The sequence below is a fragment of the Streptomyces sp. NPDC048172 genome, assembly GCF_043202595.1.
GTDB lineage: Bacteria > Actinomycetota > Actinomycetes > Streptomycetales > Streptomycetaceae > Streptomyces.
The window spans coordinates 688,071-711,904 of record NZ_JBIDAT010000003.1 but is presented as its reverse complement, the minus strand read 5'-3'; the positions used below and the strand labels follow the sequence as shown (position 1 = coordinate 711,904).

Annotated in this window: 22 protein-coding genes; 10 read left to right on the top strand and 12 right to left on the bottom strand. The window is 74.2% G+C overall.

The genetic code is table 11. The annotated features are described in order from the left end of the window. Nucleotides 1-75: 75 nt before the first annotated feature. The gene (locus tag ACGF3A_RS16515; RefSeq protein WP_393730213.1) at nt 76-2,571 is read left to right on the top strand and encodes a right-handed parallel beta-helix repeat-containing protein; all 2,496 of its coding nucleotides are present in this window, start codon (nt 76-78) and stop codon (nt 2,569-2,571) included. Here the strand turns inward: ACGF3A_RS16515 and ACGF3A_RS16510 are convergent. Next, the gene (locus ACGF3A_RS16510) at nt 2,532-5,006 is read right to left on the bottom strand and encodes a hypothetical protein (protein WP_393730211.1); all 2,475 of its coding nucleotides are present in this window, start codon (nt 5,004-5,006) and stop codon (nt 2,532-2,534) included. The genes ACGF3A_RS16515 and ACGF3A_RS16510 overlap by 40 nt on opposite strands. Nucleotides 5,007-5,226: 220 nt before the next feature. On the opposite strand from ACGF3A_RS16510, the gene ACGF3A_RS16505 reads away from it, so the two are divergent. Both ACGF3A_RS16505 and ACGF3A_RS16500 read left to right on the top strand, forming a co-directional pair. Further along, nucleotides 5,227-6,078 carry a DeoR/GlpR family DNA-binding transcription regulator gene (locus ACGF3A_RS16505; RefSeq protein ID WP_393730209.1) on the top strand — a complete coding sequence of 284 codons (852 nt, stop codon included), beginning with the start codon at nt 5,227-5,229 and terminating at the stop codon, nt 6,076-6,078. A gap of 71 nt (nt 6,079-6,149) precedes the next feature. Beyond that, entirely contained in the window at nt 6,150-6,632 is a 483-nt protein-coding gene (locus ACGF3A_RS16500) for an SRPBCC family protein (protein ID WP_393730208.1), read from the top strand. A gap of 18 nt (nt 6,633-6,650) precedes the next feature. On the opposite strand, the gene ACGF3A_RS16495 is transcribed toward ACGF3A_RS16500, so the two are convergent. Next, a complete protein-coding gene (locus tag ACGF3A_RS16495; protein ID WP_393730716.1) occupies nt 6,651-7,796 on the bottom strand; it encodes a PLP-dependent cysteine synthase family protein in 1,146 nt (381 codons plus the stop codon). A gap of 136 nt (nt 7,797-7,932) precedes the next feature. On the opposite strand from ACGF3A_RS16495, the gene ACGF3A_RS16490 reads away from it, so the two are divergent. Together ACGF3A_RS16490 and ACGF3A_RS16485 are read left to right on the top strand one after the other, a co-directional pair. Beyond that, nucleotides 7,933-8,244 (top strand): hypothetical protein, encoded by a 312-nt coding sequence (locus tag ACGF3A_RS16490; RefSeq protein WP_393730206.1) that lies wholly within the window; start codon nt 7,933-7,935, stop codon nt 8,242-8,244. Between the two features lie 157 nt (nt 8,245-8,401). Further along, nucleotides 8,402-8,989 carry an ATP-binding protein gene (locus ACGF3A_RS16485; RefSeq protein WP_393730714.1) on the top strand — a complete coding sequence of 196 codons (588 nt, stop codon included), beginning with the start codon at nt 8,402-8,404 and terminating at the stop codon, nt 8,987-8,989. Between the two features lie 67 nt (nt 8,990-9,056). Here ACGF3A_RS16485 and ACGF3A_RS16480 read toward each other — a convergent pair whose 3' ends face one another. The 3 genes from ACGF3A_RS16480 to ACGF3A_RS16470 are packed head-to-tail and all read right to left on the bottom strand — an operon-like array spanning nt 9,057 to nt 12,777. Then, entirely contained in the window at nt 9,057-11,636 is a 2,580-nt protein-coding gene (locus ACGF3A_RS16480) for an ABC transporter permease (RefSeq protein ID WP_393730204.1), read from the bottom strand. Next, nucleotides 11,633-12,427 carry an ABC transporter ATP-binding protein gene (locus ACGF3A_RS16475; RefSeq protein ID WP_393730202.1) on the bottom strand — a complete coding sequence of 265 codons (795 nt, stop codon included), beginning with the start codon at nt 12,425-12,427 and terminating at the stop codon, nt 11,633-11,635. Before ACGF3A_RS16475 ends, ACGF3A_RS16480 begins: the two co-directional genes overlap by 4 nt. Next, nucleotides 12,424-12,777: an SHOCT domain-containing protein gene (locus ACGF3A_RS16470; protein WP_393730200.1), complete on the bottom strand. Its 354-nt coding sequence runs from the start codon at nt 12,775-12,777 to the stop codon at nt 12,424-12,426. Before ACGF3A_RS16470 ends, ACGF3A_RS16475 begins: the two co-directional genes overlap by 4 nt. A 236-nt stretch (nt 12,778-13,013) precedes the next feature. On the opposite strand from ACGF3A_RS16470, the gene ACGF3A_RS16465 reads away from it, so the two are divergent. Both ACGF3A_RS16465 and ACGF3A_RS16460 read left to right on the top strand, forming a co-directional pair. Then, nucleotides 13,014-14,006 (top strand): GlxA family transcriptional regulator, encoded by a 993-nt coding sequence (locus ACGF3A_RS16465; RefSeq protein WP_393730198.1) that lies wholly within the window; start codon nt 13,014-13,016, stop codon nt 14,004-14,006. Between the two features lie 90 nt (nt 14,007-14,096). Next, complete coding sequence (locus ACGF3A_RS16460; RefSeq protein WP_393730196.1) at nt 14,097-14,720, top strand: cysteine hydrolase family protein; 624 nt, start codon at nt 14,097-14,099, stop codon at nt 14,718-14,720. 63 nt (nt 14,721-14,783) lie between these two features. Here the strand turns inward: ACGF3A_RS16460 and ACGF3A_RS16455 are convergent, their stop codons facing one another. From ACGF3A_RS16455 to ACGF3A_RS16435, 5 genes are all read right to left on the bottom strand, one after another. Continuing rightward, nucleotides 14,784-15,194 carry a hypothetical protein gene (locus ACGF3A_RS16455; protein ID WP_393730194.1) on the bottom strand — a complete coding sequence of 137 codons (411 nt, stop codon included), beginning with the start codon at nt 15,192-15,194 and terminating at the stop codon, nt 14,784-14,786. Between the two features lie 107 nt (nt 15,195-15,301). Further along, nucleotides 15,302-15,976, bottom strand: coding sequence for a response regulator (locus ACGF3A_RS16450; protein WP_393730192.1), 675 nt, complete (start codon nt 15,974-15,976; stop codon nt 15,302-15,304). Then, nucleotides 15,973-17,196, bottom strand: coding sequence for a sensor histidine kinase (locus tag ACGF3A_RS16445; RefSeq protein ID WP_393730190.1), 1,224 nt, complete (start codon nt 17,194-17,196; stop codon nt 15,973-15,975). Before ACGF3A_RS16445 ends, ACGF3A_RS16450 begins: the two co-directional genes overlap by 4 nt. A 59-nt stretch (nt 17,197-17,255) precedes the next feature. Then, nucleotides 17,256-17,774 carry a GNAT family N-acetyltransferase gene (locus tag ACGF3A_RS16440; protein ID WP_393730188.1) on the bottom strand — a complete coding sequence of 173 codons (519 nt, stop codon included), beginning with the start codon at nt 17,772-17,774 and terminating at the stop codon, nt 17,256-17,258. An 8-nt stretch (nt 17,775-17,782) separates the two neighbouring features. Further along, nucleotides 17,783-19,021 (bottom strand): ROK family protein, encoded by a 1,239-nt coding sequence (locus ACGF3A_RS16435; RefSeq protein ID WP_393730186.1) that lies wholly within the window; start codon nt 19,019-19,021, stop codon nt 17,783-17,785. 17 nt (nt 19,022-19,038) lie between these two features. Between ACGF3A_RS16435 and ACGF3A_RS16430 the strand changes: the two genes are divergently transcribed. The 3 genes from ACGF3A_RS16430 (at nt 19,039) to ACGF3A_RS16420 (ending at nt 21,797) form a co-directional block, all read left to right on the top strand. Next, nucleotides 19,039-20,289, top strand: coding sequence for an MFS transporter (locus ACGF3A_RS16430; RefSeq protein ID WP_393730185.1), 1,251 nt, complete (start codon nt 19,039-19,041; stop codon nt 20,287-20,289). Nucleotides 20,290-20,389: 100 nt separating this feature from the next. Further along, entirely contained in the window at nt 20,390-21,286 is an 897-nt protein-coding gene (locus tag ACGF3A_RS16425) for an alpha/beta fold hydrolase (protein WP_393730183.1), read from the top strand. A gap of 22 nt (nt 21,287-21,308) precedes the next feature. After that, a complete protein-coding gene (locus ACGF3A_RS16420; RefSeq protein ID WP_393730181.1) occupies nt 21,309-21,797 on the top strand; it encodes a DUF4442 domain-containing protein in 489 nt (162 codons plus the stop codon). Here ACGF3A_RS16420 and ACGF3A_RS16415 read toward each other — a convergent pair. Together ACGF3A_RS16415 and ACGF3A_RS16410 are read right to left on the bottom strand one after the other, a co-directional pair. Continuing rightward, the gene (locus ACGF3A_RS16415; RefSeq protein ID WP_393730179.1) at nt 21,794-22,459 is read right to left on the bottom strand and encodes a response regulator; all 666 of its coding nucleotides are present in this window, start codon (nt 22,457-22,459) and stop codon (nt 21,794-21,796) included. The two genes, ACGF3A_RS16420 and ACGF3A_RS16415, sit on opposite strands and share 4 nt — an antisense overlap. Nucleotides 22,460-22,507: 48 nt before the next feature. Continuing rightward, nucleotides 22,508-23,809, bottom strand: a complete 1,302-nt coding sequence (locus ACGF3A_RS16410) for a sensor histidine kinase (protein ID WP_393730177.1) — start codon at nt 23,807-23,809, stop codon at nt 22,508-22,510. Between the last annotated feature and the right edge of the window lie 25 nt (nt 23,810-23,834).

Below are 23,834 nucleotides of genomic sequence, written 5' to 3'. Positions count from 1 at the left end.
GTGCGACCGACGCGGGGCTCCCCCGCGGCCGGTGCAACGCATCTGGGTACGCACGAGGTTGGGGCACGGCACTCCATGGCACAGGGCTCGGTCACGGTGACGCACGCGGGCACGTCGCGGTGGCGGCGGCGCACGGGGGAGTACGCGTCCTTGTCGGCCGCGCTGGAGGCGGCGTCCGACGGGGACGTGCTCACCGTCGCGCCCGGTACGTACCGCGAGAACCTGGTGCTGGAGCGGACCGTCACCCTGCGCGGACCCGAGCGCTCCGGCAGCGGCTCGGTCCGTATCGCGCCCGTCGACGGGGTGGCCCTGACCGTCCGCGCGCCCGCCTCCGTGCAGGATCTCCAGATCGAGGGGCAGGACACGGCCGTGCCCGCCGTGCTGATCGAGGGCGCGGCGCCCGAGCTGACCGGGCTGCGGGTCATGACGCGTTCCGCCTCGGGCATCGAGGTGCGCGACGGCGCGCGGCCCACCGTGCGGCGCTGTGTCGTGGACAACCCGGCGGGCCTCGGGATGAGCGTCATCGGCGGCGCGGGTGGGCTCTACGAGGAGTGCGAGGTCGTCGCCGCCGGGCAGTCCGGGATCGCCGTGCGCGACGGCGCGCGCCCCCGGCTGGAGCGCTGCCGCGTGCACCACGCGTCGGGCGCCGGACTCTCCCTCCAGGGCGAGGGCACCTCCGCCGAGGCGGTGGGCTGCGAGGTGTACGAGATCAAGGGCAGCGGCGTCCGTGTCGCGGCCCGCGCCAGCGGCTATCTGACGGACTGCCAGGTCCACCGCACCTCGGGCGACGGCGTCACCCTCGACACCGACGCGGTGCTCACCCTCGCCGACTGCGACGTCCACGACATCCCCGAGAACGCGGTGGACCTGCGCTCCCGCTCGGTCCTGACCCTCACCCGCTCGACGGTCCGCCGCTTCGGGCGCAACGGGCTGTCCGTATGGGACCCCGGCACCCGCGTCGACGCCAACGGCTGCGAGATCCACGAGAGCACGGGCGACTACCCGGCGGTCTGGGTCAGCGACGGCGCGACCGCCGTGCTGGACTCCTGCCGCGTGCACTCGGTGCCCGACGCGCTGTTCGTCCTCGACCGGGGCTCCCGGGTCGACGTGCTCGACAGCGACCTGTCGCAGGTGCGGGGCACCGCCGTCTCGGTGAGCGACGGCGCGGCCGTCCAGCTCGACGACTGCCGGATCCGCGAGGCGGCGACGGGCGCCTGGTTCCGCGACCACGGCAGCGGCGGCGTCCTCAGCGGCTGCACCATAGACGGCGCCGCCACCGGCGTCATCGTCACCAAGGGCGCCGACCCCACGGTCGAGCGCTGCACGGTCAGCGGTGCCACGGAGGCGGGCTTCTACGTCTCGGCCGAGGGCCGGGGCACCTTCCAGCACTGCCGGGTCACCGGCTCGCAGGGGTACGGGTTCCACATCATCGACGGCTGCCGCACCACGCTGCGCCGCTGCCGTACGGAGCGCTGCGCGCGCGGGGGTTACGAGTTCGCCGAGGAGGGTCCCGTCACCGAGGACTGCTCCAGCGACGAGAGCGCCGCGACGGCGAGCCCCCTGCCCTCCTCTCCCCCGCCCGCGCCAGCCCCGCCGCCGGAGGGTACGGCGGGTCTGCTGACGGCCTCGGTGTCCGTACCCCGCCAGTACGCGCCGGGGCAGCAGCCGCAGACGCCGTCCCTCCCGCCCGCCCCCGCGACCGCGGACGTACGGGCCGGGGAAGGCCAGGAGTCCGGCGACGCCGCTCCCCTGCGGCCCTCCAAAGAGGTGCTCGGCGAGCTCGACGCGCTGGTGGGGCTCGACAGCGTGAAGCGCGAGGTGCGCGCCCTCACCGACATGATCGAGGTCGGCCGACGGCGGCAGCGCGCCGGGCTCAAGGCGGCCTCGGCCCGCCGCCATCTGGTCTTCACCGGCTCCCCCGGCACCGGCAAGACCACCGTCGCGCGGCTGTACGGCGAGATCCTGCTCTCCCTGGGCGTGCTCCAGCGCGGCCATCTGGTCGAGGTCTCCCGGGTCGACCTGGTGGGCGAGCACATCGGCTCGACGGCGATCCGCACCCAGGAGGCGTTCGAACGGGCGCGGGGCGGCGTGCTCTTCATCGACGAGGCGTACGCGCTCTCGCCCGAGGACTCCGGGCGAGACTTCGGCCGGGAGGCCATCGACACCCTGGTGAAGCTGATGGAGGACCACCGCGACGAGGTCGTGGTGATCGCCGCCGGGTACACGGCCGAGATGGAGCGCTTCCTCGCCGTCAACCCGGGCGTCGCCTCGCGCTTCTCACGCACCATCACCTTCGGGGACTACGCGCCGGACGAGCTGCTGCGCATCGTCGAGCAGCAGGCGGACGAGCACGAGTACCACCTCGGCGAGGGCGCGCGGGACGCGCTGCTGGGCTACTTCACGACGCTGCCCAAGGGCCCCTCGTTCGGCAACGGGCGCACCGCGCGGCAGACGTTCGAGGCGATGGTCGAGCGGCACGCGGGCCGGGTCGCGCAGCTCCCCGACCCGAGCACCGACGACCTCACGCTGCTCTACCCCGAGGACCTGCCGGGCCCCACGCGCTCGGCCTGAGCGACGAGCGCGGGCTGCGGCGGTACGCCCGTCAGGCCCTCGCGCGGGGTCCTGAGCCGGGCGAGCAGCTCGTCGCGCTCCTCGTCGAAGGCGGGGTCGGCCTGGTAGTCGCTGTGGGCCAGGATCGGCGCGGGCAGCGGACGTTCCTTCGTACGGCCGTAGTCCACCGGGTCGCGCAGCGGGCCGTGGTCGACGCGGTGGCCGTTCACGGGCTGGAGGCGCACCGGGCCGCCGATGGGGTCGGTGAGCCGCCACAGGTTGCTCCAGCAGCGGATGTCCCCGTGCAGCGCCTCCAGTTGGGCCGGTCCGAAGTAGGCCGGGAACCAGCGGGCGTAGAGCCGCTCCAGCGGTGAGCCGTAGGTGAGCAGCGCGATCTGCCTGCGGGTCTCCGGATCGAGCTGCCAGACGGCGGAGGCGGCCAGGACGCTGCCCTGGGAGTGGCCGGAGATGACCAGCCGCCGGGTGGGCTCCTTGTCGGTCCACATCGCCATCCGCCAGGCCAGGTCGGGCACCGCCCGCTCCGCGTAGCAGGGCGGGGCGAAGGGGTGCGCCGAGCGGGGCCAGAAGGTCCCGACGTCCCACAGGATGCCGATGGTGCGGCGCGCCGACGGGTCGCGGTAGGCCCTGCGGCCCCAGGTCAGGAAGAGCAGGAAGCCGAAGCCGACCATCCAGGAGCCGAGGGCCTGCACGGTATCCGCGGCGCCGTTGACCACCGCGCCCGCGCCGTCGGCCGCCTGGCCGGGGACGTCGTCGGTGAGGACGGTGCCGAGGACCGCGCAGCCGCCCAGGACGAGCGTGACGACCGCGACGGTGGCCACCAGCCAGGGCGCCTCGTCGGTGAGCGCCGCGCGGGCGATGGCGCCGCCGATGCGCCGGGAGCGCGACTCGTCGGGCAGCGGCGCGTCCGGGTACATCGCGTTCACCTTCCCGCGCAGCGCCTTGGCGCGGCGCCACAGCTGGAAGGCGAACCAGGCCATCAGCGCCAGCACGAAGACGAGCAGCAGCGGGATGATCGACGCCTGCCAGGTGAGCAGGGTGGGCGGGCCCGCGATCGACGCGCCGGACGAGCCGGGCGTGGCGGGCCCGTCCAGCCAGTCGCCGACGCGCTGCGCGACGCCGCCGGAGAGCACCGCGCCCAGGGCGCAGGCCAGCATGGCGACCGCCGCCGGGGCGAAGCCGCCCAGCGCGGTCCGCTCCACCGGGCGGTCCCGGTAGAGGACGACGCCGACGACGCCCAGGGCGACGACCAGGGCGCCCTGGATGACGGCGATGACGCCGAACGTCGCGTCGCTGGGCAGGGGCGCGTCCGAGGAGACCCAGCCCGGGCGCGACCAGGCGCCGTGCAGGGCCGCGAGCACGGTGACGCCGAGGGCCACGCCGGGCAGGGCCGTGACGGAGAGCGAGTCGTCGTCCTTGTCGGTCCTGGTCTCCTTCCGGGCCCTGCTGCAGACCACGTACAGCACCCACACCCCGCAGGCGAGGAGCATGCCCTCCAGGGCCCAGCCGAAGGCGTTCAGCACGGCGCTGCCGCCGGGCTCACGGTCGTGGCGCGTGGAGGCCGCGGCGAGCATCGCGCCGATCGTCAGGAACCCGGCCGCGGTGTGGGCCGCGCGGAGCCGGGCGACGTGCCGCTTGCCGTACCAGAACCCGGGCAGCGAGAGCGCCGGGCGCCCGTTCGCCTTCGGGTCGTCCTCGGTCACGGTGACGTCGAGCGGCTGCTGCGACTCGTACGCGCTCCAGGTGCGGTGCGAGAGCCACCACAGCAGCCCGGTGGCGGCGGCCGGGAGCACGGCGGCCAGTGCCACCCTGCGGCCGGGCTGGCTCCACCAGCCGCCCGAGCCGTCCGGCCCGGCGGCCATGAACGCCAGCCAGTCGCGCTGTCCGGCGCACTCCTTGCTGCCGCCGCACTGCCAGGCGATCAGATCGAGCGCCACCTCGCAGACCGCGCCGACGAGCAGCACGGTCAGCGACAGTGCCACCAGCCGCACGAGCACGCCGTGCAGCCGGACCATGCGGCGGTGGCCGTCGGACGCGGGACGCGTCCAGTGCGCGAGATTGACGACCATGAAGGGCAGCAGGATCAGCCAGAGGGCCCGCGCCCCGTTGCCCGAGGTGAGATTCGACCAGCAGTACGCCTCAGGAACGGGCTCGTCCCGGTACTCCTCCGGGCGTTCCTCCGCGTCCGCGTCCTCTGTACGGCGGTAGACGGCCGCCGTGGTGTCCCCCGTGATGCGCTCCGTGCGGGGGTCCCGGAGCATCTCCTCCGGTGTGGTGCCCCCGACGCCGTGCACGAGCAGTTCCAGGGAGAGCCCCCGCTCGTCCGGCTTCTGCTCGGTCGGTTCCTTGCCGTTCGGTTCCCTACCGTTCGGTTCCTGTCCGTTCCGCTGCGGTGCCGCGCCTTCCCGGGCACCCTTGTGCGCGCGCTTTGACGGCATGTCTGTCTTCCCCCGAAGTCCCCCGAATACGTGCCGGTAATCGCTCCCCAGCATCCTCGCCGCCCAAGCCCGTGTGCAGTCCCCGATGGGATGAACCTGATGCGCGCGGTGCCGAATCGTGACACGCGCGTGCCCTTCGCGCCCATGGGAGGATTGGGCTCCGGACCGCCCGCCGGGAGGCCGGGCCGGTGGACGAGGGACCGAAGGGACGGACCAAGCGGTGAGCGACAACCAGAACCTCCTCGCCGAGCAGCGGCGCGCGCTGATCCTGGAGGAGGTGCGGCGGCGCGGCGGCGCGCGGGTCAACGAACTCACGCGCAAGCTCAGCGTGTCCGACATGACGGTCCGCCGCGATCTGGACGCTCTGGCCCGGCAGGGCGCACTGGAGAAGGTGCACGGCGGCGCGGTGCCGGTGGCCGAGGCGAGCACGCACGAGCCGGGCTTCGAGGCGAAGTCGTCGATGGAGCTGAGCGCCAAGGAGGACATCGCGCGGGTGGCCGCCTCGATGGCGCAGCCGGGCAGCGCGATCGCCCTCTCCGGCGGCACGACGACGTACGCGCTGGCGCAGCATCTGCTCGACGTGCCGAATCTGACGGTCGTCACCAACTCGGTGCGGGTCGCCGATGTCTTCCACAGCGCGCAGCGCTCGTCCGGCGGGGCGCCCTCGGGCCGTCCCGGCGCGGCGACGGTGGTGCTGACGGGCGGGGTGCGCACGCCGTCGGACTCGCTGGTGGGCTCGGTCGCCGACGCCGCGATCCGCTCGCTCCACTTCGACGTGCTGTTCCTGGGCGTGCACGGGATATCGGTGGAGGCGGGGCTGTCGACGCCGAACCTCGCGGAGGCGGAGACGAACCGCCGCTTCGTGGGCTCGGCGCGCCGGGTGATCGTGGTCGCGGACCACACCAAGTGGGGGACGGTGGGCCTGAGTTCGTTCGCCTCTCTGGAGGAGGTCGACACGCTCGTCACCGACGGCGGGCTGCCGCCGGAGGCACGGGAGGAGATCCAGGAGCACCTGCCGGAGCTGGTCGTCGCGGGCGAGACGGAGACCGGGGCCGGTCCCGGGCAGGGCTGAGCGCGCCGGGCGCAGTAGGGTGTGCGACTCGTACTCGTACGCCCGTTCGCACACTCCCCGGGGGTAGGCCCATGGCACGCCAACTGCGTCCCGTCGAGCTCGACTTCGCCGACACGGCCCCGCTGCGGCTCTCCTTCACCGGAGACGTGGGCGCGACCAGGGAGTCGGTGTACGAGGCGCTGGCGGGCGAGCTGGAGGCGTGGCCGCGCTGGTTCACCGCCGTGACCGAGGTGCGGCCCACGGACGGCGGCCGGGGGCGGCTCGTACGGCTGCGGGGCGGGGTCTTCTTCCGCGAGACGATCATGGCGGCGCAGCCCGTGGAGCGGTACGCGTACCGGGTCGACGAGACGAACGCGCCGGGCGTGCGCGCCCTGCTGGAGGACTGGACTCTCGCCGTCTCCCCCTCGGGCGGGACGCGGCTGCGCTGGACCATGGCGCTCGACGGCGGGCAGGGGCTGCGGGCCGCGGCGCGGCTGGGCAGGCCCGGGATGGGCCGCTCGTTCCGCCAGGCCGTGCGCAACCTCGACGCGCGCCTGCGGGAGCGGGTGCGCTGAGCCCCTGGAAGGAGAGGGCTACTCCCGCCACTCCCCCGTCGCCAGGAAGTCGTCCAGGGTCCGGGCGTACGGGGTGATGTCGAGGCCCTGCGCGGCGAGCCAGGTGTCGGAGTAGTACTTGTCGAGGTAGCGGTCGCCGGGGTCGCAGAGCAGGGTCACGACGCTGCCCGTACGGCCCGCGGCGCGCATCTCGGCGACGATCCGCAGGGCGCTCCACAGCCCCGTCCCGGTCGAGCCGCCCGCCTTGCGCCCCATGGCCGCCTCCAGCGCCCGTACGGCGGCGACGCTGGCGGCGTCGGGGACCTTCATCATCCGGTCGACGGCGGCGGGCACGAAGCTCGGCTCCATACGGGGGCGGCCGATGCCCTCGATGCGGGAGGCGGCGTCGCTGGTGGCCTCGGGGTCGTCGCGCGTCCAGCCGTCGAAGAAGCAGGAGTTCTCCGGGTCGGGGACGCAGACGCGGGTGTCGTACTGCATGTAGTGGATGTAGCGGGCGAAGGTGGCCGAGGTGCCGCCGGTGCCCGCCGTGGCGACGATCCAGGCCGGCTCGGGGAAGCGCTCGGCGCGCAGCTGGTCGAAGGTGGATTCCGCGATGTTGTTGTTGCCGCGCCAGTCGGTGGCCCGCTCGGCGTAGGTGAACTGATCCAGGAAGTGGCCCCCCGTCTCCGCCGCGAGGGCCGCCGAGACCTCGTACACGGTGTGCGGGTCGTCCACCAGGTGGCACCGGCCGCCGTGGAACTCGATCAGCCGGGTCTTCTCCGTGCTCGTCGTGCGGGGCATCACCGCGATGAAGGGCACCCCGATCAGCTTGGCGAAGTACGCCTCGCTGACGGCCGTGGAGCCGCTCGACGCCTCGATCACGGGCCCGCCGGGCCGTATCCAGCCGTTGCAGAGCCCGTAGAGGAAGAGCGAGCGTGCCAGACGGTGCTTGAGGCTGCCGGTGGGGTGCGTCGACTCGTCCTTCAGGTACAGGTCGATGCCCCACTCCTCGGGGAGCGGAAACGCCAGCAGATGGGTGTCCGCGCTGCGGCCGCTCTCGGCCCTGACCTTGCGCACGGCTTCCTTGAGCCAGGCCCGGTACTCGGGGTCGCTGCGGTCCACGTCGGCTGTCGGGGCGGAGGTGGCGTCAGGGGCGGGTTCGGTGGTGCTCACGAAGCCGATCATAAATCGGCACTGGTAGACCGGCCCGGACACGGGCAGACTCCCCGCAGCAGGAGTACGGGCCAGGGCCGCCCGGCGGGGTGTACGGCCGAGGCGCGAGGGTACCCGTGCCGGGACAAACCGGTGGGAGGCGGTCGAGGTGACGGAACCGGAGTTCGACGCGGCGGGAGTCCGGATACGACGGATGCTGCGCTCGCTGACCCGGGCCGGTCACGTTCTCGTACGGGACGGCCAGTTGGTGCTGATGACGAGCTACGGCAGCGAGATCGACAGCGCGCCCGTCGAGCACGTCCGGCTGAGCGGCTACGGCGTACGGGACCAGGTGCTGGCGACGGTCGGCCGGAATCGCTACGTCCTGCGCTTCGGTCTCGGCCACCGCGAAGGGCTGATCAACGCCGTGCGGACGGCCCGTGCCAAGGCCGCCGCCGAGCGCGGGGTGCTCGGGCAGTGAGCCGGGGACGAGTCGGCGGGTGAGCCGAGGGTGAACCGACGGGCACGCCCCGTTTGCCACCCGGTGCGACCGCTCCCATGCTGGGTTTGTTGCGTACGTCACACGTGATCCGCTCCCGCCCTCCCGGGCAGGCCCTCACCAGGGAGTCACAGTCGTGATCAGTCCACCGAGCAGCACCAGCACCAGCGTCCGCACGGTGCCCGGCAGGCACTGCGCCGTGGAGTTCCAGGCGCTGCCCTCGCGCATCGGCCAGGTGCGCAGAATCGTCTCGGCACAGCTCCGCTACTGGCGGCTCGATCCGCTCATCGACCCGGCGGCGCTCGGCGTGACCGAGCTGCTGTCGAACGTCCACCGGCACGCGGAGACGGACAAGCACTGCACCGTGGAGATCTCCCTCGCCTGGGACCGGCTGACGGTCTCGGTGCGTGACCGGGACCCGCGGCTGCCGCGCGTACGGTCGGCGCCGAGCGGGCTCGCGACCAGCGGGCGGGGGCTGGCGCTCGTCGCGGCGGTGAGCGACAGCTGGGGGATGCGGGCGCACCAGGACGGCTCGGGGAAGGTCGTCTGGTTCACGCTGCCCGCCGCGTTCGCCCCACCGCGCGCCGCACGCCAGACACGCCAGGCGCGCCCGGCCCGGCGCGCGGCCCGCGCGGCCGACGCCTACGCCGACACGTACGCGGCCGACGGCGACGCGGCTGCCGCTCCGAGGGAGCGGCAGCCGCGTTCCACGTCGCGGGCCTCCTGACGCCCCCTCCCCCGCCGGGGGCGCCCGGGAGCGGCGCGCGCCCTCCCCTGTGGAGCGCGCGCCGCCGTCATTCGGCCGCGATGGCGCGCAGGACGTCGAGCCGCGCCGCCCGGCGTGCCGGGCGCCAGCCCGCCACCAGTCCCGCGGCGACGCCGACGAGCGCCACGACCGTCAGCTGGAGCGGCGGCAGGGTGAAGGCGCTGATGCCCCTGCTGTCCGTCGCCTTGACGAGGGCCCAGCCCAGGAAGCCGCCGAGGCCGAGTCCGCCGAGCGTGCCGAAGGCGGCGACGAGGACGGACTCCCAGCGCACCATCGAGCGGAGCTGGGCGCGGGTCTGGCCGACGGAGCGCAGCAGGCCGAGTTCGCGGGTGCGCTCGTGGAGGGCCAGGGTGAGGGTGTTGGCGATGCCGAGCAGGGCGATGAGGACGGCCAGCGCCAGCAGCGCGTAGACGAGGGTGAGCATCATGTCGATGCCGCCCGCCGCCGACTGCGCGTACTCGTCGCGGGTCTGGACGTCGGGGTTGCCGTACTTCTCGGCGGTCGCGGCGACGGCCGCCTTGCCCTTCTCCGGGGAGACGCCGTCGGCGAAGGTGACCGACAGCAGGCTGTCGGCGTCCTGCGTACGGTGCGGCTTCCACGCCTCGTGCGTGATGACGTAGTCGCCCGTCAGCTCGCTCGTACCGAAGACGGCCCGGACCGTGAAGCGCTGCTTCTGGCCGTCGGTGAAGGCGAGTTCGGCCGTGGAGCCGGGCTTCCAGCCGTGGTCCTCGGCCTTGCGCTCGGAGACCGCGATGCCGTTCCGGCCGAGGTCCTTCAGGGAGCCGTCGACGGTGCCGAGGTTCATGACGTCGGGCAGCTTCGCCGGGTCCGTGACGGTCAGCTCCTGGCCCGAGCCGTCGACGCGGGCCACGCCCTGGCCGAGGCCGAGCGCGGTGTCCACCTCGGGCAGCTTCTCCAGCGCCGGGCCGAGCCGGGGGCTGAGCCCGCTGCCGCCCGCGCCGAAACCGGGGGTGGAGACGGCGACGTCGCCCGCGAAGTTCCGCGCGACGGTCTCGTCCATCGTCGTCTTGAGCGAGGAGGCGAAGACGGTGAAGAGCGAGACGACGGCGACGCCGATCATCAGCGCGGTCGCGGTCGCCGCCGTCCGCTTGGGGCTGCGCAGCGCGTTGCGCTGGGCCAGCGCCCCGGTGAGCCCGCGCAGCCGCGCCACGGGCCCGCCCAGCGCCCGTACGGCGGACGCGGCGGCCACCGGGCCCAGCACCACGAACGCGGCGAGCACGGCCACGGCGCCGGTCGCGGTCAGCGGCACGGAGGGGTCGCCCGTGCCCGCGCCGAGGACGGCGGCGGCGATGCCTCCCGCGCCCAGCACGACGCCCGTGACCGTACGCGCGCGGGAGACCCGTACGTTCTCCGCCGACGTCTCGCGCAGGGCCGCCAGCGGGGCCGTGCGCCCTGCCCGTACGGCGGGCGCGAGCGCGGAGCCGAGGCAGACGAGGAAGCCGACGCCGAGCGGCAGCAGCATGGAGACGCCGCCGATCACCAGCGGGCCCTCGGGGAACGGGAAGCCGATCGCGGGGAAGAGCGCCTGGAGCCCGGCCGCGATGCCGATGCCCACGCCCAGCCCCACGGCCGAGGCGGCGAGACCGACGACGGCGGCCTCGGCGAGCGTCGAGGCAAGCACCTGGCGCCGGGAGGCGCCCAGCGCGCGCAGCAGCGCGTTCTCGCGGGTGCGCTGGGCGACGACGATCGCGAAGGTGTTGTGGATCGAGAAGACCGCGACGAGCAGCGCGATGCCGGAGAAGACCAGCAGCAGGCTCGTGAAGAGGGTGAGGAACTGGCCTGAGAGGTTGTCGAGGTTCTCCTCGGCGGACTCCTGGCCCGTGATGGCCTCGACGCCCTGGGGGAGCGTGGCCTCCAGCGAACGGGTCAGCTCCTCCTGGCTCGTGCCGTCCTGGGCGCGCACCTGGACGCTGGCGGCCATGCCGCGCTCGGGCATCAGGTACTTCTCGGCGTCCGCGCGCGTCATCCCCGTGAACGTCGTCTCGGCCATGCCGTCCTCGCCGCCGAAGGTGGCGATGCCGACGATCCTGACCTTGAGCGGGTCGGGGGTGCGCAGTGTGGCGGTGTCGCCGATCTTGAGGTCGCCGGTCTCGGCGGCGCCCCGGTTGATCACGACCTCGGCGTGCCGCCGGGGCGCCCGGCCCTCGGCCAGCTCGTACGGGTTGAGCTGCTTGTCCTGCATCCAGTTGCCCGCGACCGTGGGCGGCCCCTCGCCGCCGATGGGCTCGCCGTCGGAGCCGACGAGCTGCCCCGAGCCCTGCACGCTGGGCTCGGCGGCGGCGACTCCGGGCGCCTTCTCCACGGCGCGCAGGGTGGCGTCCGTACGGAGCGGACGGCGGGTGCCCATGGCGTCGTCGGAGGTGGTGATGACGTTGTCGCTGCGGACGACGGCGTCGGTGCCGCTGGTGGCGCCGCCGAACATGGAGTCGAAGCTCGCGCGCAGGGTGTCCCCCATGACGAGCGTCCCGGCGAGGAAGGCCACGCCGATCAGCACGGCCGAGAAGGTGCCGGCGAAGCGCCGTTTGTGGGTGCGCAGCGAGGCGAGGCTGAGGCGGACGGAGGCGCGGGCGCTGCCGTTGGCACTCATGTCGCCACCCCCGTGGTCCCCGCACGGTCCTTGCGGTCGTACTCCTTGAGGGCGTCCAGGACGCGTTCGGCCGTCGGGGCCTCCATGCGGCCCGCGAGCCGCCCGTCGGCGAGGAAGACGACCTCGTCGGCGTGCGCGGCGGCCACCGGGTCGTGGGTGACCATCACGACGGTGCGGTCCATCTGCCGTACGGCGCTGCCCAGCAGCCCGAGGACCTCCTCGCCGGAGCGCGAGTCGAGGTTGCCGGTCGGCTCGTCGGCGAAGACGACGTCGGGCCGTCCGGCGAACGCGCGTGCCACGGCGACGCGTTGCTGCTGGCCTCCGGACAGCTCGCTCGGCCGGTGGTGCAGCCGGTCGCGCAGCCCGACGACGTCGATCAGCGCGTCCGTCCACTCGGGGTCGGCGCGGCTGCCGGACAGGTCCTGCGGCAGCGTGATGTTCTCGGCGACGGTCAGGGTCGGCAGCAGGTTGAACGCCTGGAAGACGAAGCCGACGCGTTCGCGCCGCAGCAGCGTGAGCTTGGTGTCGCCCAGCCCGCCGAGCCCGGTGCCGCCGATGTACGCCTCGCCGGAGGTGAGGGTGTCGAGCCCCGCCGCGCAGTGCATCAGGGTCGACTTGCCGGAGCCGGACGGGCCCATGATCGCGGTGAACCGCCCGGCCGTGAAGTCGAGGGTGACGCCGTCGAGGGCGCGTACCTCGGTGTCGCCGCTGCCGTAGACCTTCACGGCGCCGACGACGCGGGCGGCGGCCGTACCGCCGCCCGTGGTCGCGGTCGGGGCCGGGGCGGTCATGACGCGCCGCCCTTGCCGCCGCCGGTGCCGCCGGTGCCCGCCGCCCTGTCCCGCGCGCTCTCGTTCAGCACGGAGAACCGGCGCCAGTACTCGTCCTCGTCGATCTCGCCCCGCGCGAAGCGGCGGTCGAGCAGCCCGAGGGGGCTCTCGGCGCCGGTGGGGCCGCCGGGGCCGCCCGCGGCGTTCCGGTTCCAGGGCCCGCGCGGGCCTCGCGGTCCGCCCCGGCCCCGCCAGACGGTGCGCCGCAGCAGGAGGATGCCGCCCGCGACGACGGACGCCCACAGCAGCGGGAAGAGCAGGATCCAGGGGCCGGGGCCGCCCCCGTCGTTCCAGTGCGCCAGGGTCTGCATGGTGCTCAGCTCCTCGGTAGCGGTTCGTTCGCTGTCTTGCGACTTCGCTACCGAGAGTGGCCGCGGGAGGGGGTCCCGGTCGTCGTACGGCCAGCGGCAGTACGGCTGCTTCCCGGGGAGTACGCCGAGGGGTGCGGGACTGCTCCCCCGGCCGCCGTCCCCGCGCCCGGGCCATGTCCGGATGTGACAGGGAATCGTCATTGCGGCCACCGACGGGACGCGGCGAGGATGAGGGCATGCCCACTCCGCACCGGGTCGTCGTCGCGGTCTTCCCCGATGTCGACCTCCTCGACGTCACCGGCCCCGCCGAGGTCTTCTCGCTGGCCGACCGGGAGACCGGCGGCCGCGCCGCGTACGAGGTGTGCCTGGCGAGCCCCTCGGGCGGCGAGGTCCGTACGTCGGCGGGCGTACGGCTCGTCACCGACGTGGCCTTCGACGAGGTCGGCGAGGACGTGGACACGCTGCTGGTGCCGGGCGCGGTCGACATGACGGACGACGGGCCCGTCGCCCGGACCGATCCCGTCGTCGTGGAGTGGGTGCGGAAGACCGCGCCGCACGCCCGGCGGGTGGCGTCGGTGTGCGTCGGCGCCCATGTGCTGGCCGCGGCGGGGCTGCTGGAGGGGCGGACGGCGACGACGCACTGGTCGACGGCCGCCCAGCTCGCCGCCGAGCACCCGGACGTCACGGTCGACCCCGACCCGATCTTCGTCCGTACGGACAGGGGGCGGCTGTGGACCGGCGCGGGCATCAGCGCGTGCCTGGACCTCTCGCTGGCCCTCGTCGCCGAGGACCTGGGCGAGCAGGCCGCGCTGGCGGTCGCCCGGAACCTGGTGCTGTACCTCAAACGGCAGGGCGGCCAGAGCCAGTTCTCCGTGCCGCTGAGCCGTCCCGCGGCGACGCGGCGGGACATCGACGAGCTGCGGCTGTGGATCGCCGACCATCTCGACGGCGACCTGTCCGCGCAGGCCCTGGCGGACCGGATGTGCCTGAGCGAACGGCACTTCGCACGCGTCTTCAAGCAGGAGACGGGCACCAGCCCCGCCGCCTACGTCGAGGCGGTCCGGGTCGAGTCGGCCCGGCGGCTGCTGGAGACGACCGACTGTCCGCTGGAGCAGGTCGCGGCCGCCTCCGGGCTCGGCTCGGCGGAGACCCTGCACCGGGCGTTCCGCCGCCAGCTCGCCACCACCCCGGCGGCCTACCGCCGCCGGTTCCGCACCCGGGCGGCCTGAGCCGTCCGTACCGGCACACCCCGTATCCCCTTGTCACCTGGGCGAGGCGGCGGCCCCGCCATGCCCAGAACCTCCGAAGGAAGGTCCCCCATGAGCACCCGCACCCCCTCCACGACCCTGCGCGACGTGATGGGCCTGGACGGCACCCCGCCCCGGCTGAGCGAGTCGGCCCTGGTCCTGATCGACTTCCAGAACGCCTACCGCACCGGTGTCATGACCCTGGAGGGCGTCGACGAGGCCCTCGCGGCCGGGGCGCGCCTGCTGGAGCGGGCCCGCGCCGCCGGCACGCCGGTCGTCCATGTCGTGCACGACGGCGGCGAGGGCAGCCCGTTCGACATCCGCGCCGAGATCGGCGCCGTCTGCGACGAGGTGACCCCGCTGGACGGCGAGCCGGTGGTGGTCAAGAACTTCCCCGACTCGTTCCACGCGACCGAGCTGGAGAAGACCCTGAGCGGCCTGGGCTTCGAGCCCGGCGGTGGCAAGGATCTCGTGCTGGCCGGGCTGATGGCGCACATGTGCGTCACGTTCACCGCGCAGGGCGCGTTCAACCGGGGCTATCGGCCCACGGTCGTCGCCGAGGCCACCGCCACCCGCGCCCTCGCCTCCCCCGACGGCTCCGTCCTGCCCGCAGCGGACCTCAAGACGGCGGCCCTGACCACCGTCTCCGACACGTTCGGCGTCGTCGTCCCGACCGCGGACGCGCTCGGCGCCTGAGCCGTACCGGAGCGCGGACGCCCGTACACCGCGCGGGGTGTACGGGCGTCCGGGGCGTGCTCCCTATGCCGTCGTGGTCCGGAACTTGCCGCAGGCGAACTGCTTGTTCCCCCAGGACATGCACATCCGGAACTTCACGGCGGAGCCTTCCTCCAGGTCCTTGGAGAGCAGTACGCCGTGGGTCTTGCCGCCCTTGTCGTACCAGTAGCTGCCGCTGATTCCGTCGCCGTTGGCCCGCGTCGCGTAGACCTCCAGCACCGGCTGGTAGCCGTCCTTCTCGTCGTCGTAGACCGTGAACGTGTCGCCGTTCGCGGTGAACGAGGCGCGTGCGGAATGGACGTAGCTCTTACCGGATTTCGAGTGGCCCGGGTTCGCCCAGACGTCGATGGCCTGGGCCTGCGGGGCGCCGATCGCGCCGACCGCGACCAGGGTGCCGACTCCGACGGTGACTGCGCGTGTGGTGAATTTCTTCATGAGGTGACGACTGGCCCCCTCTGTTGTGGATCATGGTCGGCACGGAGTCTACGGACGGGCCCCCGGCCCCGGCAATGGCCGCCGGAGGGTGCGGACCCGCGCCCGTCTCAGGGCCTGACGGCCACGAGGCCCGACTCGTAGGCGAGGACGACGAGTTGGGCGCGGTCGCGGGCGTGGAGCTTGGTCATGGCACGGCTGACGTGGGTCTTCGCCGTCGTGGGGCTGATGACCATGTGGGCGGCGATCTCGTCGTTGGAGAGGCCGCGTGCCACGAGGGAGACGACCTCGCGCTCCCGGTTGGTGAGGACGTCGAGGCTGCCGTCCGTGCCTGCCGTGAGGTCCATCGGGCGCGAGACGTACTCGGCGATGAGCTTGCGGGTGATGGCGGGCGCGAGCAGCGCCTCGCCGCGGGCCGCCACGCGCACGGCGTGCAGCAGGTCGGCGGGCTCGATGTCCTTGACGAGGAAGCCGCAGGCCCCGGCGCGCAGGGCGTTGAACACGTACTCGTCCAGGCCGTAGTTGGTGAGGATCACGACGTGCACGGCCGCCAGCGCGGGGTCGGCGGCGATCAGGCGGGTGGCCTCGATGCCGTCCGAGACGGGCATCTGGACGTCGACGAGCGCGACGTCGGGGACGTGCTCGGCGGCGAGCCGGACGGCCTCGCGCCCGTCGGCGCCCTCGCCGACGACCTCTATGTCGTCCTCGGCCTCCAGCAGCGCGCGGAAGCCGCCCCTGATGAGCGTCTGGTCGTCGACGAGCAGGACACGGATCGTCGAGGTCACCGGGGCGCCTCCTCGGGGAGCGTACGGGGGCCGGGGACGGCGGCCGGGTCGTCCTGGTGCGCGAGGGGGAGCCGGGCGCGGACGGCGAAGCCGCCCCCGGGGCGGGCGCCCGCCTCCAGCTCGCCGTCCAGCGCGGTGACGCGCTCGCGCATGCCGATGAGGCCTGTGCCGGGCACGACGGGCCGGTCCGGCGAGGCGCGCCCGTCGTCCTCGACGCGCAGGGTCAGCCGGGACGGCTCGTAGCCGACGGTGACCGTGGCGGTGGCCGAGGGGCCCGCGTGGCGGGCGGCGTTGGTGAGGGACTCCTGGATGATGCGGTACGCCGCCGTGTCCGTGTCGCCGGGCAGCGGGCGGCGCTCGCCGGTGACGGTGAGCGAGGCGCGCAGCCCGGCGGCGCGGGCCCGCTCCAGCAGCTTGTCGAGCCGTCCGAGGCCGCTGGCGGACGGGGCGGTGCCGTCGTCCGCGCCGTCGGCGGTGCGCAGCACCCCGAGGGTGGAGCGGAGTTCGCGGGAGGCGTCGCTGCCCGCCTCCTGGATGGCGAGGAGCGCGGCGGGCACCTCCTCCCCCCGCTTGCGGGCGAGATGGACCGCGACCCCGGCCTGGACCTTGATGACGGAGATGCTGTGGGTGAGGGAGTCGTGCAGCTCGCGCGCGATGCGCAGCCGCTCCTCGTCCGCGCGGCGCAGCGCGGCCTCCTCGCGGCTGCGCTCGGCGTCCTCGGCGCGGCGCTCGACCTGTTCGAGGTACGCCTCCCAGTTCCGCGCCGCCTGCCCGATCATCGCGGCGGCGACGATCCAGCCCGCCAGCAGGAACCGCGACTGGACGGCCTCGTACACGGACTGCCCGTCGTCCCCCGTGAGCACGCCGCCCGCGATGGCGACGACGAGGGCTGCCACGGGCGCGAGGAGCACCGGCCTGTGCCCGCGCCGAACGGCCGCGTACACGGCGGCGATCACGGGGAAAGCCACGACGTCGCCGGGGTGGTCCCGCACCTCGTACGCCGCGAGGCAGACGCTCGCGAGCAGCAGCACGGGCACGGGGGCGCGGCGGGAGGCGAGCAGGGCGAGGCCCGGCGCCAGCATCAACGCGTATCCGTACGCGTCCAGTTCGGTGCCCGGCGTGCCCGGCTCGGTCAGCGCCGCGCCCACTTCCAGCACGGTGACGCCCACGGCGAGCATCACGTCCCTCATCCGGTCCCGCCACACCCGCTCCGCCTCCATGAGAAGACGGTAACCGGGAGAGGTGCCCCGTCACCTGCCGTCGGCGGAGGAGATCCGCGCTACTCCGGGGGGAGTAGATCGCGCCGCATGCACACGCGGGGCCACCGGTCGAGCCCGTGCTCGGACTCGACGCGGCGGATCTCCCGCAGCCCCGGGGTGAGTTCGGGCTCGTCGAGGCACCGGAAGCCGCACCGCTCGTAGTACGGCGCGTTCCAGGGGACCTCGGTGAAGGTGGTGAGGGTGAGCGCGGGCGCCTGGTCCTCGGCGGCGCGCGCGGCGATGTGCTCGATGAGGGTACGTCCGATGCCGCGCCGGGCGTGGTCGGGATGGACGGAGATCTGCTCGATGTGGACGTTCCCGTCCACCTTCTCGACCATCGCGTACGCCACGGGGCCGCCGTCGGGACCCTCGGCGACCCAGAGGCCACCGGCCCGCGCGCAGCCGTCGAGAGTGTCGAGCGTGGGGGGCTCGTCCTCGGCTATCTCGTCCATGCCGAGGTCGCGGAACCAGCGTCCCGCCGCCCTTTCGATGTCCTGGAGGGCCGCCAGATCGCGGCTGTCGCCCGCTCTGATGCGCATGACGTCCATCATCCCAGGACACCGAGCGGGTCATCGAGCACGGGCTGCCAGGCCAGCTCGGCGGCGCCGACGAGGGAGTTGTGCGCGAGAGTGCCGGGGAGGACGGGCACGCTGCCGCTGCGGCCCCACAGGCTGCGGTCGGCGACGACGCCGCGCAGCCGCTCGCCGTCGGTCTCGACGAGGACGCGGTGCAGCCCGGCGAGCACGACGCGGTCCGGGTTGAGGATGTTGACCAGCCCGGCGAGCCCCAGGCCGAGGCGGTCGATGAGGAGCCCGGTGGCCTCCCGTACGGCCACGTCGCTCCCGTACTCGGTGCGGATCAGCTCGCCCGCCTGCTCCAGCAGCGAGGACTCGGGGCCCGCCTCGCGTCCGGCGGCGGCGAGCAGGGCCGCGGGGTCGGTCTCGACGTCCAGACAGCCGCGGCTGCCGCAGTGGCAGGGGCGGCCCTCCGGGTCGACGGTCAGATGGCCGACCTCCAGCGCGAGCCCCGAACTCCCGGTGTGCAGGCGGCCGTCCAGCACCAGCGCGCCGCCCACGCCGCGGTGCCCGGTGCCGACGACGAGCAGGTGCCGGGCGCCGCGCCCGGCGCCGTGCCGGTGCTCGGCGAGGGCCGCGAGGTTGAGGTCGTTGCCGGTGAAGGCGGTGACCGGGGGCCCGCCGGAGGGGCCGGGGATGCCTGCCTCGTCCAGGCAGCGCTGGAAGATGTCCCGTACGGGCGCGCCCGCCTCCCAGGCGAGGTGCAGCGGGTTGAGCGCGGTGCCCTCGGGCTCGGCGACGGCGGAGGGCACGGCGAACCCGGCGCCCACGCAGCGCCGCCCGGTCTCCCGCAGCAACTCCGCGCCGGTGGCGACGACTTCGCCGAGCACGCGCGCCGGGTCGGCGTCGACCGTGCCGCAGCCGGGCGCGGTGGCGACGATGCGCCCGCCGAGGCCCACGAGCGCGGCGCGGAAGCCGTCGGCGTGCACCTGGACGGCGAGCACGACGGGCCCGTCCGGGTCCACGGCGAGCCGGTGCGAGGGGCGGCCCTGGGTGCCGACGGGCGCGGTGGGGTGGGGGTCGACGGTGATGAGCCCGAGGGACTCCAGCTCGGCGGCGACGGCGCCCGCGGTCGCGCGGGTCACCCCCAGCTCCGCGGTGAGCACGGCGCGGGTCGGGGCCTGCCCGGTGTGCACGAGCTCCAGTGCGGGCCCGAGTGCCGAACGGCCTCTCTCCAGCCTCGTAGAACGTGTTGTACGCGTCTGGGTCACTCCCCTATTCTCTCTTTGTGCCGACACTAAACAAAATGCGGTCGGCGCTCGCCGGTGCGATGGGGCGCGGCAGTGGTACTCCGCCTGACTCCACCCTCCCGGACCTGCGCCGCTTTCGTGCCGCACTCACCGCGTATTTCGCCCTGGACGGCTTCGTCTTCGCGGGCTGGGTCGTCCGTATCCCCGCGATCAAGGAGCAGACGAACGCCTCGCCGAGCGCGCTCGGCCTCGCGCTGCTCGGCGTGTCGGCGGGGGCCGTGCTCACGATGATCCTCACCGGGCGGCTCTGCGCCCGCTTCGGGCACCAACCCGTCACCGTGGCCGCCGGGTTCCTGCTCGCGGTGAGCGTCGCGCTGCCGCCGCTGACGCACTCGGCGCTCGCGCTCGGGCTCGTCCTGCTGGTCTTCGGCACCGCGTACGGCGGGATCAGCGTGGCGCTGAACAGCGCGGCCGTCGACGTCGTCGCGGCGCTGCGGCGGCCCGTGATGCCCAGCTTCCACGCCGCGTTCAGCCTCGGCGGCATGCTCGGCGCGGGGCTCGGCGGCCTGGTCGCGGGGCACCTGTCCCCCGCCCGCCATCTGACGCTGCTGATGCTCGTCGCGCTCGTGGTCGCCGCGCTCGGCGCGCGCCCGCTGCTGCGCTGCTCCGTGCCGACGGCGCCGCACGCCGGGAGCGGCGAGGGCACCCCCGGGAACGCCCCCGGGATGACGGGCCGCGCCGGGCGGCTGGTGGCGGTGCTCGGGCTGATCGCGCTGTGCACGGCGTACGGGGAGGGCGCGCTGGCCGACTGGAGCGCCCTGCACCTCTCCGACGACCTGGGCGCGGGCGCGGGGCTCGCCGCGATGGGGTACTCGGTCTTCGCGGGCGCCATGACGGTGGGCCGCGCCTCGGGCACGGCGCTGCTCGAACGGCTCGGCCCCGGCCGTACGTTGATCGCGGGCGGCGCCCTGGCCTCCTTCGGGATGCTGCTGGGCTCGCTGGCGCCGTCGGTCTGGCTCGCGCTCGGCGGCTTCGTGCTGACGGGGATCGGCCTCGCGAACGTCTTCCCCATAGCCATCGGCCGCGCGGGAGCCCTGGCCGGGCCGCAGGGGGTCGCGGCGGCCTCCACGTTCGGCTACGGCGGGATCCTGCTCGGCCCGGTGGCGATCGGCTTCCTCGCCGACTGGTTCTCGCTGACGACGGCGCTGCTCACGGTGGCACTGCTGGCCGCGTTCGCGTCCGTGGTCGCGTGGGCCACGCGCCACGCGGTGCTGCCGGAGGGGGATTAGAGCCGGGGGGGGGAGCCGCGCTACGAGCGTGGCCAGATTCTTTCACTTGCTGTCGTCACGGCCAATGGAACGGCGGGCCCGCCGGGTCCAGAGTGAAGGCATGACACAGACACCCGCCTCCGGCACCTGGCACCTGGACCGCACCTTCGAGAGCTCCTCCGGCACCGTCCGCTGGGCGGCCCTCGGCGAGCCCGGCCTCCCGCCCGTCGTACTGCTGCACGGCACGCCCTGGTCCTCGTACACCTGGCGCGCCGTCGCCCGCGCGCTGGCACCGCGCCACCGGGTGTACGTCTGGGACATGCCGGGGTACGGCGCCTCGGCCAAGTTCGACGGGCAGGACGTCTCGCTGGGCGCGCAGGCGCGCGTCTTCACCGAGCTGCTGGAGCACTGGCGCGCGGCCGAGGGCCTGGAGCGGCCCGCCGTCCTCGCGCACGACTTCGGCGGTACGGTCGCGGCCCGCGCGCATCTGCTGCACGGCGCGGCGTACGAGCGGCTGGCACTGGTGAACGTGGTGGTCGCGTTCGGCTCCTGGGGCTCCCCCACCTACAAGCTGATGGGCGCCCACCCGGAGATCTTCGGCCAGCTCCCGCCCGCGCTGCACGAGGCGCTCGTCCGCGAGTACATCGCCTCCGCGAGCTTCCCCGGCCTGCGCGGCGACGTGCACGACGCGCTCGTCGCGCCATGGCTCGGCGAGGACGGCTCGCCCGCCTTCTTCCGACAGATCGCGCAGAACGACCACCGCTGGACGGAGGAGGCCGAGCGGCACTACGGCGAGATCGACATCCCGGTACTGGTCTGCTGGGGCGCCGACGACCAGTGGATCCCGGTGGAGAACGCGGAGAAGCTGGCGAAGCGGATCCCCGGCGCCCGGCTGCGGCTCATCCCGGGCGCGGGCCATCTCGTCCAGGAGGACGCCCCGGCCGAGCTGACCGCGACGCTGGACGGCTTCCTCCGCGAGTCCTCCATCACTGGCATGACTGGCATTACTGGCCAGTAATAAACGTGGTAGCTTCGCGTCCATGAGCAAGACCCTGCGCACGCCCAAGGGCCTCCGGCACGTCATGTCCTGGTGGCCGCCGTACCGCTTCGCGGGCATCAAGGTGCTGAGCATCGCCGACGACTGGAGCAGCGCCCGCGTACGGCTGCGGCTGGGCCGCCTCAACCGCAACTACTTCGGCACCCAGTTCGGCGGCAGCCTCTACTCGATGAGCGACCCCTTCTGGGTGCTGCTCGCGGTCAACCGGCTCGGCCGGGACTACCTGGTGTGGGACAAGGCCGGGGAGATCGAGTACGTCGCGCCGGGGCGCGGGGACGTCTTCGCGGAGTTCACGCTCACCGAGGAGCGCCTCGACGAGATCCGCGCGGCCACGGCCGACGGCTCCAAGGCGCTCCCCTGGTTCGAGTCGGAGATCACGGCGGCGGACGGCACGGTCGTCGCGCGCGTACGCAAGCAGATCTACGTCCGCCGCAAGAAGGACCGCCGTCCGGCCCAGCCCGCCGGCGCCTAGCCGAGCCAGCCGGGGCGCACCAGCCCCGACTCGTAGGCGAGGACGACGAGCTGTGCCCGGTCGCGGGCGCCGAGCTTGACCATGGTGCGGCTGACGTGGGTCTTGGCCGTGAGCGGCGAGACGACGAGACGGCGCGCGATCTCCTCGTTGGAGAGCCCGATGCCGACGAGGGCCATCACCTCCCGCTCCCGCTCGGTGAGTTCGGCGAGGCCCTCGGCGGCGGCCGGTTCCTTGGAGCGGGCCGCGAACTCCTCGATCAGACGGCGCGTCACCCCGGGCGACAGCAGCGCGTCGCCGTCGACCACGGCCCGTACGGCGCGCACGAGCTCCTCGGGCTCGGTGTCCTTGACGAGGAAGCCCGAGGCGCCGGAGCGGATCGCCTCGAAGACGTACTCGTCCAGCTCGAAGGTGGTCAGCATGACCACCTTCACCCCGCCCAGCGCGGGGTCGCCGGTGATCCTGCGGGTGGCGGCGAGGCCGTCCACGAGCGGCATGCGGATGTCCATCAGGACGAGGTCCGGGGCGAGTTCGCGCACCTTGGCGACCGCCTCCTCGCCGTCGGCGGCCTCGCCCGCGACCTCGATGTCGGGCTGGGCGTCGAGCAGGGCGCGGAATCCGGCACGGACGAGCACCTGGTCGTCGGCGAGCAGTACGCGGATCAACGGAACGGTCTCCTTCTCGCGGCGGACGGGTTCTCGCGGCGGGACGGCTCACTGTAGCGGCGGGCCGTCCGCCTCGTGGGGCTCAGCCGGAGGCCGGAGCGGGATGCGGGCGCGGACCGTGAAGCCGCCGTCGTCGCGCGGCCCCGCCTCGACCGTGCCGCCGAACGCGGCGGCGCGTTCGCGCATGCCGACGAGCCCGTTGCCGCCGCCGGTCGGGCCGTCGCCGGTGGCGGGTCCGTCGTCGTCGACGCGCAGCTCCAGCTCGTGCGCGCCGTACCGCAGCAGTACGCGCGCGGTACGGGAGCCCGAGTGGCGCACGGTGTTGGTCAGCGCCTCCTGCACGACGCGGAACGCGGCCAGGTCAGCGCCGGGCGGCAGCGGCTGCGCGGCGCCCTCGGTACCGGTGGTGACCCGGAGCCCGGCGCCCGCGGCCTGTTCGGCGAGTTCGGGGAGCCGGTCGAGTCCGGGCGCGGGCGCGCGGGGCGCGTCCCCGGGCGCCCGGAGCGTGTCCAGCACCTGCCGCACCTCGCCGAGCGCCTCCTTGCTGGCCGACTTGATGGTCGTCAGCGCCGTACGGGCCTGGTCGGGGTCGGAGTCGAGGAGCGCGAGGCCGACGCCCGCCTGCACGTTGATCACCGAGATGCTGTGCGCGAGCACGTCGTGCAGCTCGCGGGCGATGCGCAGCCGCTCCTCGTCGGCGCGCCGCCGCTCGGCCTCCTCGGCCTCACGCCGCTGCCGCGCCCACTCGGCCCGCCGTACGCGCGCAAGCTCGGCGGCGGAGCAGACCGCCACGATCCAGGCGAGCATGAACAGGTCCGAGCCCCAGTCGTTCGTCCCGGGCGCGTCCCCGTCCGGCGGCAGCCACCGGTAGAGGACGTGGATGAGCGCGGAGTGCCCGGCCCACAGCGCGCCGAGCGCGCCCCACGCGGCGTACCGGTGCCCCGCGACGATCGCGGAGAACGCCGCGACGACGACGCTGAGCAGCACCGGCCCGTACACGTACCCCGCGCCCAGGTACACCAGCGCCGCGGCGCTGGCGCCGAAGACCGCGAGCCGCGGGAAGCGGTGCCGGAACAGCAGCAGCAGCGGCCCCACGGTGAGCAGGCCCCGCGCGAACACGTCGAGCCCGAGCCGCTCGCTCTCCCCCCGCTGCCCCTCGGCGGCGAAGCCTGAGCCGACCTGCTGGAAGACCAGCACGAAGAGCGCCGACCGCCAGGGATACGAGCGCGCCGAAGGCGTGTGCGCCAGCCACCGCTGCCACGGCGGCCCGCCGGAGGTGCCCCACCGGCCGGGGCCACCGCGCTCGCGCGGGGTGGGCGCGGGGGACGGACCCCCGGAGGATTGCCGCATGCCGGCCACGCTAGACCGGCCGGCC